This is a genomic window from Sphingobacterium tabacisoli (genome assembly GCF_017908035.1).
Taxonomy (GTDB): Bacteria; Bacteroidota; Bacteroidia; order Sphingobacteriales; family Sphingobacteriaceae; genus Sphingobacterium; species Sphingobacterium tabacisoli.
The window spans coordinates 351,840-365,904 of the sequence record NZ_JAEQMU010000005.1 but is presented as its reverse complement, the minus strand read 5'-3'; the positions used below and the strand labels follow the sequence as shown (position 1 = coordinate 365,904).

Annotated in this window: 11 protein-coding genes; 4 read left to right on the top strand and 7 right to left on the bottom strand. The window is 41.6% G+C overall.

Going from position 1 to position 14,065, the window contains the following annotated elements; translation table 11 throughout:
* Positions 1 to 8: 8 nt before the first annotated feature.
* From JKG64_RS18405 to xseA, 4 genes are all read right to left on the bottom strand, one after another.
* Positions 9 to 1,907 carry a HEAT repeat domain-containing protein gene (locus tag JKG64_RS18405; protein WP_210355728.1) on the bottom strand — a complete coding sequence of 633 codons (1,899 nt, stop codon included), beginning with the start codon at positions 1,905 to 1,907 and terminating at the stop codon, positions 9 to 11.
* Positions 1,907 to 3,817, bottom strand: coding sequence for a HEAT repeat domain-containing protein (locus tag JKG64_RS18400; RefSeq protein ID WP_210355727.1), 1,911 nt, complete (start codon positions 3,815 to 3,817; stop codon positions 1,907 to 1,909). Before JKG64_RS18400 ends, JKG64_RS18405 begins: the two co-directional genes overlap by 1 nt.
* A 136-nt stretch (positions 3,818 to 3,953) precedes the next feature.
* Complete coding sequence (xseB, locus tag JKG64_RS18395; protein WP_210355726.1) at positions 3,954 to 4,178, bottom strand: exodeoxyribonuclease VII small subunit; 225 nt, start codon at positions 4,176 to 4,178, stop codon at positions 3,954 to 3,956.
* A 6-nt stretch (positions 4,179 to 4,184) separates the two neighbouring features.
* Positions 4,185 to 5,441, bottom strand: a complete 1,257-nt coding sequence (gene xseA, locus JKG64_RS18390) for an exodeoxyribonuclease VII large subunit (RefSeq protein WP_210355725.1) — start codon at positions 5,439 to 5,441, stop codon at positions 4,185 to 4,187.
* A 328-nt stretch (positions 5,442 to 5,769) separates the two neighbouring features.
* On the opposite strand from xseA, the gene JKG64_RS18385 reads away from it, so the two are divergent.
* Together JKG64_RS18385 and JKG64_RS18380 are read left to right on the top strand one after the other, a co-directional pair.
* Complete coding sequence (locus JKG64_RS18385; RefSeq protein ID WP_210355724.1) at positions 5,770 to 7,509, top strand: serine hydrolase domain-containing protein; 1,740 nt, start codon at positions 5,770 to 5,772, stop codon at positions 7,507 to 7,509.
* Positions 7,506 to 8,654 carry a dipeptidase gene (locus JKG64_RS18380; protein ID WP_210355723.1) on the top strand — a complete coding sequence of 383 codons (1,149 nt, stop codon included), beginning with the start codon at positions 7,506 to 7,508 and terminating at the stop codon, positions 8,652 to 8,654. Before JKG64_RS18385 ends, JKG64_RS18380 begins: the two co-directional genes overlap by 4 nt.
* 10 nt (positions 8,655 to 8,664) lie before the next feature.
* On the opposite strand, the gene JKG64_RS18375 is transcribed toward JKG64_RS18380, so the two are convergent.
* Together JKG64_RS18375 and JKG64_RS18370 are read right to left on the bottom strand one after the other, a co-directional pair.
* Positions 8,665 to 9,282, bottom strand: coding sequence for a hypothetical protein (locus tag JKG64_RS18375; protein WP_210355722.1), 618 nt, complete (start codon positions 9,280 to 9,282; stop codon positions 8,665 to 8,667).
* Positions 9,282 to 9,788, bottom strand: coding sequence for an RNA polymerase sigma factor (locus JKG64_RS18370; RefSeq protein ID WP_210355721.1), 507 nt, complete (start codon positions 9,786 to 9,788; stop codon positions 9,282 to 9,284). Before JKG64_RS18370 ends, JKG64_RS18375 begins: the two co-directional genes overlap by 1 nt.
* Before the next feature lie 73 nt (positions 9,789 to 9,861).
* Here JKG64_RS18370 and radA point away from each other — a divergent pair, with 73 nt between their 5' ends.
* Positions 9,862 to 11,250 (top strand): DNA repair protein RadA, encoded by a 1,389-nt coding sequence (gene radA / locus JKG64_RS18365; protein ID WP_210355720.1) that lies wholly within the window; start codon positions 9,862 to 9,864, stop codon positions 11,248 to 11,250.
* A 34-nt stretch (positions 11,251 to 11,284) separates the two neighbouring features.
* Here radA and JKG64_RS18360 read toward each other — a convergent pair whose 3' ends face one another.
* The gene (locus JKG64_RS18360; RefSeq protein WP_210355719.1) at positions 11,285 to 11,950 is read right to left on the bottom strand and encodes a TlpA family protein disulfide reductase; all 666 of its coding nucleotides are present in this window, start codon (positions 11,948 to 11,950) and stop codon (positions 11,285 to 11,287) included.
* Between the two features lie 164 nt (positions 11,951 to 12,114).
* Here JKG64_RS18360 and nagB point away from each other — a divergent pair, with 164 nt between their 5' ends.
* Positions 12,115 to 14,037: a glucosamine-6-phosphate deaminase gene (gene nagB, locus JKG64_RS18355; RefSeq protein WP_210355718.1), complete on the top strand. Its 1,923-nt coding sequence runs from the start codon at positions 12,115 to 12,117 to the stop codon at positions 14,035 to 14,037.
* Positions 14,038 to 14,065: the final 28 nt, after the last annotated feature.

Sequence of the window (14,065 nt, the reverse complement as noted above, 5' to 3'; positions counted from 1 at the left end):
TTAAAAACTTAATTTAATCTATTTATTGTTCGTTCTACTTCAATTTTCAATTCTTTGGTGGCCTTGGACTTTAATAGGGTTTGAAAGTTTGCCAAGATTGTCTCTCTTTTCCAAGAATGGCTAAAGCCTCCTAATGCGGTAATGAATGCAACCCGTAGCTCAATAGGCTCCTGTTTATCATTTATTATAGCAAGTATGCCATCTATACCAGGGTGGTAATTGTGGGTTGCCATGAGTTGAACCAGGCGAATACGTTCTTCTTTAGGCCTAGTTCTATCTTTTATCTGTTCCAGTGAGCTTTCAAGAGTAGCAGGTTGTGTATACTGACTTTTTATGGATTCTATTTCTGTCTCTTGATGTAATCGATTACTGTTGTGCAAAGCCGTTAGTAGTGATTTTTCAACAAGGTTCCTGTCAAATGCTTCAAATGTTGATTTTACATGCTGTTGGACTCGTCGTCTGGATTTGTCATTCAACCATGCTTGTGTCAATGGACCTATTAAAACGGTATCTCCTATTATTCCAGCGTAGCGCGTGGCCTGTTGTGCTATGAGCTCATATTCATCACCGAGCCCAGTTGATACTGCATTTGTAAAATGTTTATCCTTATGAATTGATAAAGCATGTAATGCCTGTAAACGTACCGTACGGTAAGGGGAATTCTCAAAATACGGCATTATAGCTTCGGATGAGCTTGTATTGCTGGAGCTAAGTTTGAACAGCGCTAGCGTTTGGTAGATCGCATTGTCTTTCTTCAGCAATGAACGCCAATATTCGGGATTATCTTCTTGGCTGAGTTTTGCATTTAGATTTTCCGTATCCTTATTCGCAAAATGAAACGTCGGATCTCCAAATAAATGACGCTCCAGGGTTAAACCCAAATTGTGAACATGCCCCCAGCGTAGTCCGTACGATAATAGACCGCTAAAGTTGATGTCTGTAGGGGCTGGGCGAGTATTCGCCTGTACTGCTATGGTATTGCCTGAATTGAAGATATATTGCCTAGCGGTGTACTCCATGTTATCGAAAGCGCCTGCTGGCTGGGTGTCTAGGATAAGGTATAAAGGATAGGTGTCGGGTTCTCTAGTTGCTGTGACTTGGATCGTAGAACTGCTGTCTGAACGGATTAAAAGCAAATCAACCTCTTTACGTTGTAGCTCATTTAAGATTGCAGTATTATTGTCGGTTTTAAAAGCTAGTTGTTGTAAGCCGTTTACCTGCTTTACTAAAAAAGGGAAGTATTCCTTGTAAGCTTTGAGCTCATCTTTCCAAGCTGTTGTACACCCATTATAGTAATCCTGATTTGTGGAGCTGACGACATGGTCTAAGATATTGTCCCGGCGTGTGCGTGTTACTTTTAAAAGGTAATTATTAATTGCTTCATGTGCCTCATCGTATTTTAACGTAGGGTAGTAGATCCGGGCAGAGTAAAAGCTTGGATTGATTTCTCGTGGACTGCTCTCCTGTAATTTATAATAGTGGAGGTTGCTTTGGTTTGCATCTTGTTTGATGTATTCAAAATTGAGATGAAGGTCGTCATAAAAGCGATCCGATGGAGTGGCAGTCACATGGCCTGAAAAATCATAAACCATAGGAACCGGAATGTTGCCAACAAAGACAGCGCCTTCCAGGGATTGTTTGGTTTTATGCAGTTTTATAAGCTCTTTTTTGATGTCGTCAGGGCGATTGAATACCCCATGAATGATATAGGTCGGTATACCATCGCTCTCCACCGTTTTTTGATACGCTTTTAGGGCATCTTCGGTATGGGTATAGGTGTCTTGATCCACGACTATCGCAAAAGCCTTGTTATTCGAAGCCAAGGTAGGTTTTTCTATCTTTAGCTGTCCATATGCCATGGTTGCTGTAGAGAGCAGGACGAGTAGAGCGAGCAGAGACTTTTGCATTAGTTTACATTATTTAAAGTTCGACGGGCTTCATCACGTAGCCTTTTTGAATGCCTGGTGTCTACCATTAACTCTTTACAGGCTGCGATGATCTCCTGTTTACGGTACGAATCCCGGAAGCAGGATAGGGATTCGAGCATCGCGATCCGCAAGTCTATAGGCATCTTGCTGTTGCGGACGAATTCAAGATATCGGGTTACAGATGGATGATAGTGTATGGTTCGTAAATCCGTTATTCCCTGCCGTTGATTATCCGGCTTCGTATCAAAAATGTTCTTGTCGATCTCTAAATAGATCCCTGTAAACTGAGTTTCATAAAACTTTTCTTTTTCTTTAACCTGGTCGATAAAACTGTTGGCCGTCATAAAACGTTGTTCAGCGATGTTTTTGATCAGATCTTTATTAAATACGTAGAGTGCCATATTTATAGCGGATAGTATGCCCTCTGCATGTTGATTCTCTATATAAGCATCTATTAGAGCAGGGATGAATATCGGATCTCCGATACGTGCGATGGCATGGATTACTTCTAGGCGGATGGACTCATCGACGTCTTTAATGCCTTTTGCAAACAGAGCGGATCTTGTTTCCTCTTCTTGTTGGTCGGCTAGATGTATGCAGGTATAACGTACTGTAGTATAGTTGGAATTGTCGTAGTATTGGGTGATCAGTTTAGGCAACCCGTCATAATTGTTAAGGGAGAGTTGGTTCAATAAGAAACTTTGGCCCTCTGGAGATTTAGCTTTTGACAAAGCCTCTACTAGTCTTTTATTGTTCTTTTCGTGTACAAATCTGCTTAATGTATCTGTAGAACTAATAGCAAAGGTAAATGTTGGGTCGCCGAAAAGGTGTGATTCAAGTGTATTATTCAGCTTGGCCCATTGACCGATATTCAGGCCCATGGCTAGAGATCCTATCAGGTATGTGGGATGACGATGTAGAGCTGGTTGTACGGTATTGGCCAATGCAGCTAATGCCGCACCTTTACTGAATGTAAATTGGCCTGCGTTATATTGTGCTTCGCTAAAATTTCCTATGGGGTTGTCTGCAAAAATACTCAACGTAACATTCGGGTGGATTGTGGAGACATCAGGGAGAGGATATTGACGAATAAAGGCTATATCTAAATCATGTCTTCTAAGCTGATTAAGGGTTTCATCTTGTAGCAGACGTTGTTTGTCATCCTTGTAATTTTGGAACTGTGTGCTTGCTTTTGAAATCTGAGGAAATTGCTCTTCTAGAAAGTAGGACTGGGATGACCAAGTAGATAGTGGTTGATACGCGACATAAGACATGACCTGGTCAATACTGTTCTTGGGTGCCCTGGCCTGTATTGCTTTGTTTAGATAAGTGGAGATCTGTTGATATTTGTCGTTTTTTTTGTCCGTAGCAGTAAGGGGCTTGAGACGTGCAGAATAAATTGTTGACTTGATGCGGTTGGGAGAAGATAGTCCCAAATTGTAAAAAAATAACTGCGGGTTCGTTTTGCTCTGCTCCAGAAAATCGAAAGTCAATTCGAAATCATCATAAAAGCGGTCCGATGGAATAGCTGTTGATACGTTGGTAAGATGCTGTGCTTTAAGCACCATCGGAACTGGTATATCTCCAATAAAGATAACACCTTCTATTTTGGAGGTTTCATATAGCTTCTGCAACTCTTTTTTTAGTTGCTCGGGGTTTTTCCAATCATGGTAAACAATCAATGCGGGTAGCTGTGTTGATTCAATGACATCGCGATAGGAGAGAATCTCTTTTTGACACTTTTCAAAGGTGCTCCTGTCTGTAATGATAGCGAAAGAACGGTCTGTTATTTCGAGGGTAGAAGGTATGATTTCCTGGGCCCGAACTGTATTCAAGATAGAAAGATATGAGACCAAAAGAATGAGGAACAGTTTGTGTGAAGCCTTCATAGTAAAAATTAAGACTAAAGGTAAAACCAGAAATAACTGAAAATCGGCAAATATCAGTAGCAAATATAAGCTGAAATTCTTAATAGTGGGGCGGAACAAATCCACTAAAAACTAATTCTATTGTCAAATTATGTCTCTAATCGGGCTCGGAAGTGCTTTGATCCGTTTCTTGCAGTTTGGCCAATAAGGCATTAACCTCTTCTTCTGATGAAGTTAGTTTCGCTTTGCAGATCAGAATTAATTGAGAGGCCCTTTTTATTTTGTCCGCTAGTTCATCCACATTGACATCTCCCGTTTCTATTTCTGAAACTATCTGCTGTAATTCGCTGAACGCGTCCTTGTATGTATAGTTTGACTCCATGTGTAACTAAGTTTTTGAGATGATCTTGCTCGATAGGATGCCATCGGCATAGCTCGTTTCTATGATATCCCCTTCATTAATCTGTTCTTTTGAGGTGATAGCCCTCCCATTGATTCGTGTGATACTAAAGCCCTTTTTTAAGAGAAGCTCAGGGTCTGCCATATTGATAATACGGGAGATTCCCTCCAGTGCATTTTGTTGCTCCTTGAGAATATGTTGACCATATAGTTTCAACTGCTGAGATACCATCTGTAGCTGATGTCCCTCGGATGCAAGTTTTTGCTTACTGTTCCAGGATAGTACTTGTGCCGATTCCGTAAGTTTTTTTCGGTGTAGCGAAAAAAACTCCTGAGTAAGGGAAATAATACTTTCCTGTGCCTTTTCTACAGGGATCGAAAAGTTGTGAAACTTCTGGATTAGAAAGTCGGCGAGTTCGCTCGGGGTAATCGCATTTTTATATGCCACCATTTCGCTGACTGTCTCATTGGTCGAATGACCTATGCCCGTCAATACGGGGATGGGGAAAATTGCGACTGCTTTGGACAGTGCGTAATTATTATAACTCGAGAGTCCGACTTCACCACCGCCACCTCGGATGATGGCGACGGCATCATATTTTTCAAGATGATCCGCAATAATAGCAAGTTGTTGGATAATTGATGGAATGGATTTATCTCCTTGCAAAAGAGCGGGATAAAGCGTTGTTTCAATTTTATATCCCCAGGGGTTGTGTGTTATGATTTTAAAGAAATCGGATAGACCTTTACTGGTTTCAACCGAAATTATAGCTAGCCGTTTGGGGAGCAGGGGGAATGCTAATCGTTTGTTGGCATCGAATATGCCCTCTTGCTGTAGTTTAGCTATACTTTCCTTTTTCTCTTTTTCAAGTTCACCCAGAACGAATGTGGGGTCGATATCTACTATGCGTAGACTGAGCCCATATAAAGGATCGTAGGACACCCCTGCTAGAAACAATACCGTTATACCGTCTCGTAAAGGCTCGTTGAGTAATTGAATAAATTGAGTGTTAATTCGTTCAAAATCTGTCTTCCATAGTATAGACCGTATTTCTGCGACTATTTTACCATCTTTCTTCTCGACGAGCTCAGGATAGCAATGGCCCGAATGCTTATAATGGTTGAGTTTGTTCATTTCTGCTTTTATCCAATACAAGCTCCTGTAACGATCTGCAATCGTTCGTTGTATGCTTTTCGTTACCTCTAAAAGCGAAAAAATAGTTTTGTCTTCAACCACTTCAGGCATAAATCAAAGGTAAATAAAAACTTTGATGTATAGGACAGGAATCAGCAGGAGGGCAAGTTTGGTACTACTTATTATTTAAAAAGTAATTAAAACGAATTTAAATCGGAAATAAAACGGAGATTATTCGGATCTATCCGAATGAAGTCCCTATTAAGTCCGAATAAAGTCCCTGTTAAATCCCTGTTGACTAGAAATATGATCCCTCGTTGGTGCCAATCTGTACCAAGCTCATTGAAAGCATTGATTCGGTGAGAGAAAGGTGGTTTCTTTATTAATGTTGCGGTTTTGTGCGGTTTTTGCATATATTTACTTTAGAAACCTTATTGTCATGAATCAATTATCAATAAAACCCTTTGGACTTTTCCTATTTTTTCTACTGTGTATAGGTTTGGTCAATGCACAGTATAAACAAACTGTTCTAAATAAAACACAGCTGTTATTTAATAAAGAACATGCTGTTCCTCTGGGACGTCTGGACGAAACAAAGATTGCAGTTGTAACTCCTGATTTGCAGAAGTACTCCACCTTTATTCAGCAACTGGAGCGTTATGCTGCTATTGCTTCCTTTGATTTCTCCAAGTATGATGAACAGACGAAATACTTCAATACGATTATTGTAGCAGGGACAGAGACAGACCTTAGCAAAGAGATGTTGTATATGCTGAGACAGTCTTTGGTCAATCGCAAGAATATTATTCTTTGTCGATTTGGGGATGCTGAAAGGAGCCTGCCTCAATGGTCGCCGTTATTAGGAGGGCGCGTTACGGAGCTTGGCTATCCGTCCTTTTCTGAAATCGCGCAGCGAAATATGGCGATGAGTGTCTTTGGTGGATTGGCGATTACGGAAGGCAATCTGAGTAATCGAACGGAGCAGACCCGGCTACAGTATACACTAGGAGAGGGATCAGGACTTGATATAGCGAAGATGACAAAAAAAATAGACCTTATTGCCAGCGAGGCTATTCGTGAGAAGGCAGCGCCCGGGATGGTGGTCATGGCAGTCAAGAATGGACAGGTTATCTTTGAAAAAGCCTACGGCACACATACCTATGACAAACAAAGACCGACAGTAATAAACGATATCTTTGATCTCGCTTCGGTGAGCAAGATTGCAGGGACTACACCTGTCATTATGCAGCTTCAGGAAAAGGGGATTATCAACTTGGATAGTACAATGGGACATTATTTATGGCAAGCTAAAGCTAGCAATAAGGCGAATATCTCGTTGCGTACGGTTTTGCTGCATGAAGCCGGTTTTACTCCTTTTATTCCTTTCTATCGCCATTTGAAACCTGGGGATCTCCAAAAGACTCCTTCTGAGACACATCAAACGAAAGTAGCGGACAATGCGTATTTGATAAATAATTATTACAGAGATGTAATGTGGCCCGAGATGTTGAGCTCGGCCGTCAAGCCGATTGGTGATTATGTCTATTCAGATATCAGTATGTATGTGATGAAAGAGGTCGCAGAGCATGAGACCGCTATACCTATGGACGAATACGTACAGCAGATACTATATCGACCTATAGGCATGAAGACAGCAGGCTATAATCCCAGAGAGCGATTCGAAAAATATAGAATTATCCCTACGGAAAATGATACTTCTTTTAGAAAAGTGTTGTTGGAGGGATATGTACATGATCAGGGAGCTGCAATGGCAGGTGGGGTAGCTGGACATGCGGGATTGTTCTCGACGGCCAATGACCTAGCTATCTATGGTCAACTTTTGCTCAATAGGGGGGAGTACGGTGGTACACGTTACTTTAAGCCGGCTACGGTCGACTTGTTTACCTCCAAACAGTCCAAAACTAGCCGTAGAGGATTAGGTTTTGATAGAGCAGATTCGGATCCAAAGAAAGAATATCCTTCCAGATTGGCTAATGCCTCTGTTTTCGGACATACAGGATACACGGGTACTTGTATCTGGGTCGACCCGAAGCATCAGTTGACCTATATATTCTTATCTAATCGAGTGCATCCGCAGGTTTCAAATAAGTTGTCGGATCTGAGCATACGAGGGCGTATATTGGATGCGATCTATGAAACTATAAACGAAGCAAAATGAGAAATGTATTGAGCTTTTTATGCCTGTTCGGGTTCGCCACCGTAGGATTGGCCCAAGACTATGAGGCGATACATCGTCGGATTTTGGTTGTTGATGGGCATAATGATGTGATTATTACAAGTATTTTGAAGGGTGAGGATATTGGCAAGCGTCTGCAGAGCGGACATACTGATATTCCTAGGTTGATGGAAGGCGGTGTCGATGTGCAGGTTTTTGCTGTCTGGTCGGATGATAAACGTTGGCGGAAGGGGGCCTTTAGACACGCAAACGATCAAATCGATGCGCTAGAGAGAGTGATCGCCCAGAATCCGGATCGAATAGCATTAGCAAAGGGGACAGCAGATATCGAGAAGATCTATAAGGAGGGAAAAATAGCCGCTTTGATAGGTGTTGAAGGAGGTAATATGATCGAATCAAGTATCTCCAATCTGGAAAAACTATATGATCGGGGAGCTCGTTATTTAACATTGACCTGGAATTATAACCTGCCTTGGGCAACCGCTGCCGCTATTGAAGATGGAAAGCCCTTGCCTCGGCAGCGTGGGCTGTCGAGGAATGGGAAGACCATCATTCGAAAAATGAATGAATTGGGAATGATGGTGGATCTCTCGCATGGTAGTAAAAAGCTGTTTTATGACGTGTTAGAGGTTAGTACAAAACCGATTTTAGTGTCACATAGTAATGCCGCAGCGCTCACTCCACATTCTAGAAATCTGGATGATCAGCAACTGGAAGCATTGAAGAAAAATGGGGGTGTTGTTGGCGTTAACTTTTACGCAGGATTTTTAGATGCGGATTATGAAACCCGACTAAAAGAGGCGTATATAAAGCATGTAGGGTCGATAAATAAAGAAATATCTACCTGGGAACAGTTTGCCAAACTCACAAAAGAGCAACAGTATGAGGTGACGGCTCCGTTGTCCAAATTATTGGATCATATCGATTATCTGGTAGAGAAAGTTGGAATAGATCATGTTGCAGTTGGCTCGGATTATGATGGTATAGAAGCTCCTCCGCAGGATCTAGAGGATGTTTCCAAATTACCCAATCTGACCAAAGCTTTGCTGGAACGGGGCTATAGTGAAGAGGATGTTGCTAAGATCATGGGGTTGAATTTTTTACGCATTCTAAAGGAGAATGAATAACTATGGTGCATTAGATGTCCTCTTTTTCCAGCCGTGTCAACTCCTCGTAGTTGTTGTTCAATCGTTTTAATAAGAAGCCATATATAACTTTAAAATAGAGTTTGTAGAGCCAAACGAATAACAGACCGAACGCCACAAAGAGAATTGACGCCAACATGATAAAGAAGATCATACTGCCCCATGGTTCCCCTTTAAGGTATTCTTTGGCAATCAATTGAATAAGCTGTAAGCCGAAAGCAGCATAAGCGGCCAGAAGGTTAAAGCGAATATACCGATGGGCGTTGTTCCGTACTGCTAAGATACTCTCCATAAGTTTGCGTGTATTATTGGTGCTTTTTATCTGAACGAGTAAGGTGTAAAACTGAAAGATAAAATAGAAGATACAGGCGTAAAATACAATATTATAGATACCGTCAGTAATCTGGAAAAAAAGTAAATTTTCTTTTTCTACCGGCAAGAAAAGAGAGAGTGCTAACCATAGCGTAAATTCTAGGCAACAGATAAAGAATATCCATCGAACGATAGAAGAAGAGCTACGGCGTAACATGATGCGAATCTCGCTACTATCAATCTGTGGGAATTGTTTGTCGGCATTCCAGTGCTTTTTTAATAAATCTAGTCCATCCATTAATAACCTCCATTCTGATCTATCATGTTTTTCAATTTTGTTTTTATCCGGTTCATTTTGACACGCGCGTTGACTTCGCTGATACCCAGTGTGTCCGATATCTCGGCGTAATCTTTGTCTTCGAGGTACATGTAAACTAATGCTTTTTCGATATCATTGAGTTGTCGGACAGCGGTATAAAGTGTTTTTAATTGTTCTTCCTGTTCGGTGTCATACTCTTCGTAGCGTATATTCTGTAGCGAATTATCCCAGTCTACGGTTGTGATTTTTCGTTTTGTACCCCGATATAGGGAGATCGCGGTATTCAATGCTACGCGATAGGCCCATGTTGTAAATTTGGCCTCGCCTTTGAATGTCGGATAGGATCTCCAAAGCTGAATGACCATCTCCTGGAATAGATCTTTGTGCGCATTCAAGTCCGTAGCATATAGCTTACAGATCTTGTGAAGGATATTTTGGTGTTGTTCCAAAAGGCCCACAAATTCTATTTCCTTGTTTTTGTTCATTGGTGTATGCTGATATGTCGAAATTAAGAAGATATTGTTACATGTAATGTAAGGTTTTTACTAATTTAGCTCAATGGCTAAGTCAAAATCAGCATATTTCTGTCAGTCCTGTGGGTATGAATCCCCAAAGTGGATGGGGCAATGTCCGTCTTGTAAACAATGGAATTCTTTTGTGGAAGAAGTAGTTACCCCTGCTTCATCGAGAGTACCGGAATGGCGTAGTACTACGGCAGGTACTGCCACTACTAAGCGGACTAACAAAGCGGCAATCATCCATGAGATTGTTTATTCTGAAGAACAGCGGATATTAACCCCGGATAAGGAATTTAATCGAGTATTGGGAGGCGGGATTGTTCCGGGCTCCTTAGTACTTATTGGTGGAGAGCCGGGCATCGGTAAATCTACATTGATGTTGCAATTAGCGCTGTCCTTGCCTGCAGTAAAAACGCTTTATATCTCGGGAGAGGAGAGCGAGCAACAAATCAAGATGCGTGCCGAGCGCTTATCTCAATCTTCAAAAGCAAACTGCTATATCCTTACTGAAAGTAGCACACAAAATATATTCAAACAGATTGAAGTGGTAAAGCCGAATGTCGTAGTAATTGATTCGATTCAGACGTTGCATTCTTCGCAGATAGAGTCTGCTCCAGGTTCGGTTTCACAGGTTCGTGAATGTACAGCAGAGTTACTACGGTTTGCCAAAGAAACAAATACTCCGGTATTAATCGTTGGGCATATCACAAAAGATGGTTCTATCGCAGGTCCCAAGGTCCTGGAGCATATGGTAGATACCGTGCTACAGTTTGAAGGAGACCGAAATCATGTGTATCGAATATTACGGTCTGTAAAAAACAGGTTTGGTTCGTCATCCGAATTGGGTATTTATGAGATGCAGGGGGCTGGACTTCGGGAGGTATCGAATCCTTCGGAGATTATGTTGTCCCAACGGGAAAGCCCAGTCAGTGGAGTCGCGGTTGCCGCCATGCTGGAAGGGGTACGTCCTTTAATGATCGAGGTGCAGGCTTTGGTGAGCAATTCTGCATTCGGGACGCCACAACGAACAGCTACGGGCTTTGATAGTAAGCGATTGAGCATGTTACTGGCGGTGTTGGAAAAGCGGTTCGGCTTTCGCCTGAGTGCTCAGGATGTGTTTTTAAATATAGCTGGCGGACTTCGGGTAGAGGATCCGGCGATTGATCTGGCGGTGATAGCAGCACTGATCTCGTCACAGCAGGATATCCCGTTGCCTTCTCAGGTTACTTTTGCAGGAGAGGTGGGCCTATCTGGAGAAATCCGTGCTGTAAACCGTATAGAACAGCGTATTGCAGAAGCGGAGAAGCTGGGGTTTGACGGAATATTTATTTCTAAGTATAATGTGAAGGGTCTGGACGCTAAAAAGTATAATATCGCCATTAGTCCTATGGCTACTTTAGAAAATCTCTTTAACGCTCTTTTCGGATAAAGAAAAGATGCAGGTGATAAAAAAAGGGAGATATTTATAATATCTCCCTTAATTTTTTCTTCAGATCCTCGCCGTGTAGGTTCCGTCCGATAATGATCCCGTTAGGGTCAACAAGGACATTTTGTGGAATTGCCTTGATACCGTAAGGAATGGAGGCGCCATTGTTCCAGTATTGTAAATCTGAGATGTGCTTCCAGGTTAAGTTGTCGTCTGCAATTGCTTTTTTCCAAGAGTCAAACTCCCGGTCAAATGATACACCAAGTATTTCAAAATTGCGGTCTTTGAATTCTGCATACGCAGCTACCAGATTTGGGTTTTCTGCACGGCAAGGAGGGCACCAAGAAGCCCAAAAGTCTACTAGAACGTATTTCCCTTTCAGATTCTGTAGACCGTAGGGATTGCCTTCCAGATCAAACTGCGTAATTCCAGGGGCTTTTTTGCCAATAGCAACATTGGATAGATTTTTTAGATAGCGCTGGAATAGTTTACCTTCATTTGTCTTTTTTACACTCTTATCGAGGGTTTTGAACAGGGCTTCCATCTCTTTGTAGTCCGGATCATAGCCCCCCACACGTTGGATAAGCCGGATTGTCTCTGTCTGAGATGGATTGGCTTTGATCTCTTTTATTAAATCATCTTTAGATTGTGCCGTTAATAAAAACGGAATTATAGTTAAGAATAAAGCGAGAAGTCTGTTCATGTTATAGCTATTTTATTCAAACTTAGATAAAAAGAGCAAATAAATTGATAGGAGATATGTTAAAATGATTTTAAAATTATTTTTTAATTGCACTTTTATTTACGAAAAGCTCATATTATTGTTAAATTTGCTATTCACGATTTATCATATTTATTACCTCATAAATGGCAAGATTAAATTTATTAGAGGAAACACGCTTTGAAAAAGTACCTGTAACGGTATATCCAAGTCAAAGTGATGCTTCTATTCATGTTGCAAATCGTATCGCTTCACTGATTAAAGAAAAGCAAGCAAATGGCGAGAAAGCTGTACTAGGTCTAGCAACAGGAGCAACACCTGTTAAAGTTTATCAAGAACTTGTTCGTCAACACAAAGAAGAGGGTTTGAGCTTCCAGAATGTGGTAACCTTCAATTTGGATGAGTACTTCCCGATGCAGCCTACAGCTGATCAGAGTTACGTTACATTCATGAAGAAAAATCTCTTCGACCTGATCGATATTCCTGCAGAAAACATTAATATTCCTGACGGGACAATAGATATCAATCAAGTACAGGCGTACTGTGAAGCTTATGAGCAGAAGATTTCAGCGCTAGGAGGATTGGATATTCAATTGTTAGGGATTGGACGTACGGGGCACATCGGGTTTAATGAACCTGGATCTGCTCCAAACTCGGGGACACGTCTAGTGACATTGGATGATTTGACACGCCGTGATGCATCTCGTGGATTTGGAGGTAAAGAATACGTGCCTACGAAAGCAATTACTATGGGGGTAGGAACAATCTTCAAAGCAAAGGAAATTGTCCTAATGGCATGGAATGAGAATAAGGCAGAGATCGTTAAGAAAGCTGTCGAAGGAGAGATGTCTCCGGAGATTCCTGCGACTTATTTACAGTTGTCTAATAATGTCGAGTTTATCTTGGATGAAGGTGCCGCGTCATTGCTAACCCGATTCGATACACCATGGTTGGCACACGATGTGGTGTGGACAGAGTTTCTGACTAAAAAGGCAGTAGTCTGGTTGTCTTTAAAATTGAATAAAGCGATTTTAAAGCTGACTGATGAAGACTATAACAATAATGGTATGGCAGAGCTTGTCACTGAACAGGGACCTGCGTATAATATTAATATTAAAATCTTTAACGAGTTACAGCGAACAATAACTGGATGGCCCGGGGGAAAGCCTAATGTGGACGATACCAACCGTCCAGAGCGCGCTGAGCCTGCGCATAAGAATGCGATCCTTTTCTCGCCACACCCGGATGATGACGTGATCTCTATGGGAGGTACTTTCATCCGTCTAGCGGACCAAGGGCATAATGTACATGTTGCTTATCAGACATCTGGAAATACTGCTGTTTGGGACGATGATGTGTTGCGTTATTTGGAATTTGTACAAGACTTTGCTGTAGCAATTGATGACGATCAAGGTATTACAAGTAAGATCTACACAGAAGCTAGAGAGTTTTTCAAAACGAAGAAACCGAATCAGGTCGATCCTGAAATAATCCGTACTGTAAAGGGATTAATTCGTAAGGGTGAGGCTATTGCTGGGGCTCGTTTTGTGGGCTTGCCAGATGAGAATATTCATTTTCAGAACCTACCATTTTACGACAGAACTAAATTCTCTAAAGAGGTATCTTTTGAAGATGACATCTTACAAACGATGGAATTACTTCGTAAAGTAAAACCACAGCAGGTTTTTGCCGCTGGAGATTTCGCTGATCCACATGGAACGCACAAGGTTTGTTTCGACATTATTTTAGAGGCTTTATTGCGTCTACGTAAAACAGACGAATGGACAAAAGATTGTTGGTTGTGGTTGTACCGTGGTGCATGGCATGAGTATCCGATCCATGAGATTGAAATGGCTATTCCGCTTTCTCCTCAAGAGGTAAAACGCAAGCGTTTAGCAATCTTTAAACACCAATCACAGAAAGATGTCCCTGTGTTCCCTGGAGACGATCCTCGTGAATTCTGGGTGCGTGCTGAAGACCGTACGAGCGATACTGCAGCTTTATATCATAAGTTGGGGCTTGCAGACTATGAGGCCATAGAGGCATTCGTACGTTGGAAGTTTGATTAATTAGTAATACATTAAATAGCAAGAGCCG

Bases quoted from the DNA above. Each gene is read 5' to 3' on its own strand.
- JKG64_RS18400 (WP_210355727.1), bottom strand. From the start codon at position 3,817: ATGAAGGCTTCACACAAACTGTTCCTCATTCTTTTGGTCTCATATCTT.
- JKG64_RS18385 (WP_210355724.1), top strand. From the start codon at position 5,770: ATGAATCAATTATCAATAAAACCCTTTGGACTTTTCCTATTTTTTCTA.
- JKG64_RS18375 (WP_210355722.1), bottom strand. From the start codon at position 9,282: ATGGATGGACTAGATTTATTAAAAAAGCACTGGAATGCCGACAAACAA.
- JKG64_RS18360 (WP_210355719.1), bottom strand. From the start codon at position 11,950: ATGAACAGACTTCTCGCTTTATTCTTAACTATAATTCCGTTTTTATTA.
- JKG64_RS18370 (WP_210355721.1), bottom strand. From the start codon at position 9,788: ATGAACAAAAACAAGGAAATAGAATTTGTGGGCCTTTTGGAACAACAC.
- nagB (WP_210355718.1), top strand. From the start codon at position 12,115: ATGGCAAGATTAAATTTATTAGAGGAAACACGCTTTGAAAAAGTACCT.
- JKG64_RS18405 (WP_210355728.1), bottom strand. From the start codon at position 1,907: ATGCAAAAGTCTCTGCTCGCTCTACTCGTCCTGCTCTCTACAGCAACC.
- xseA (WP_210355725.1), bottom strand. From the start codon at position 5,441: ATGCCTGAAGTGGTTGAAGACAAAACTATTTTTTCGCTTTTAGAGGTA.
- xseB (WP_210355726.1), bottom strand. From the start codon at position 4,178: ATGGAGTCAAACTATACATACAAGGACGCGTTCAGCGAATTACAGCAG.
- JKG64_RS18380 (WP_210355723.1), top strand. From the start codon at position 7,506: ATGAGAAATGTATTGAGCTTTTTATGCCTGTTCGGGTTCGCCACCGTA.
- radA (WP_210355720.1), top strand. From the start codon at position 9,862: ATGGCTAAGTCAAAATCAGCATATTTCTGTCAGTCCTGTGGGTATGAA.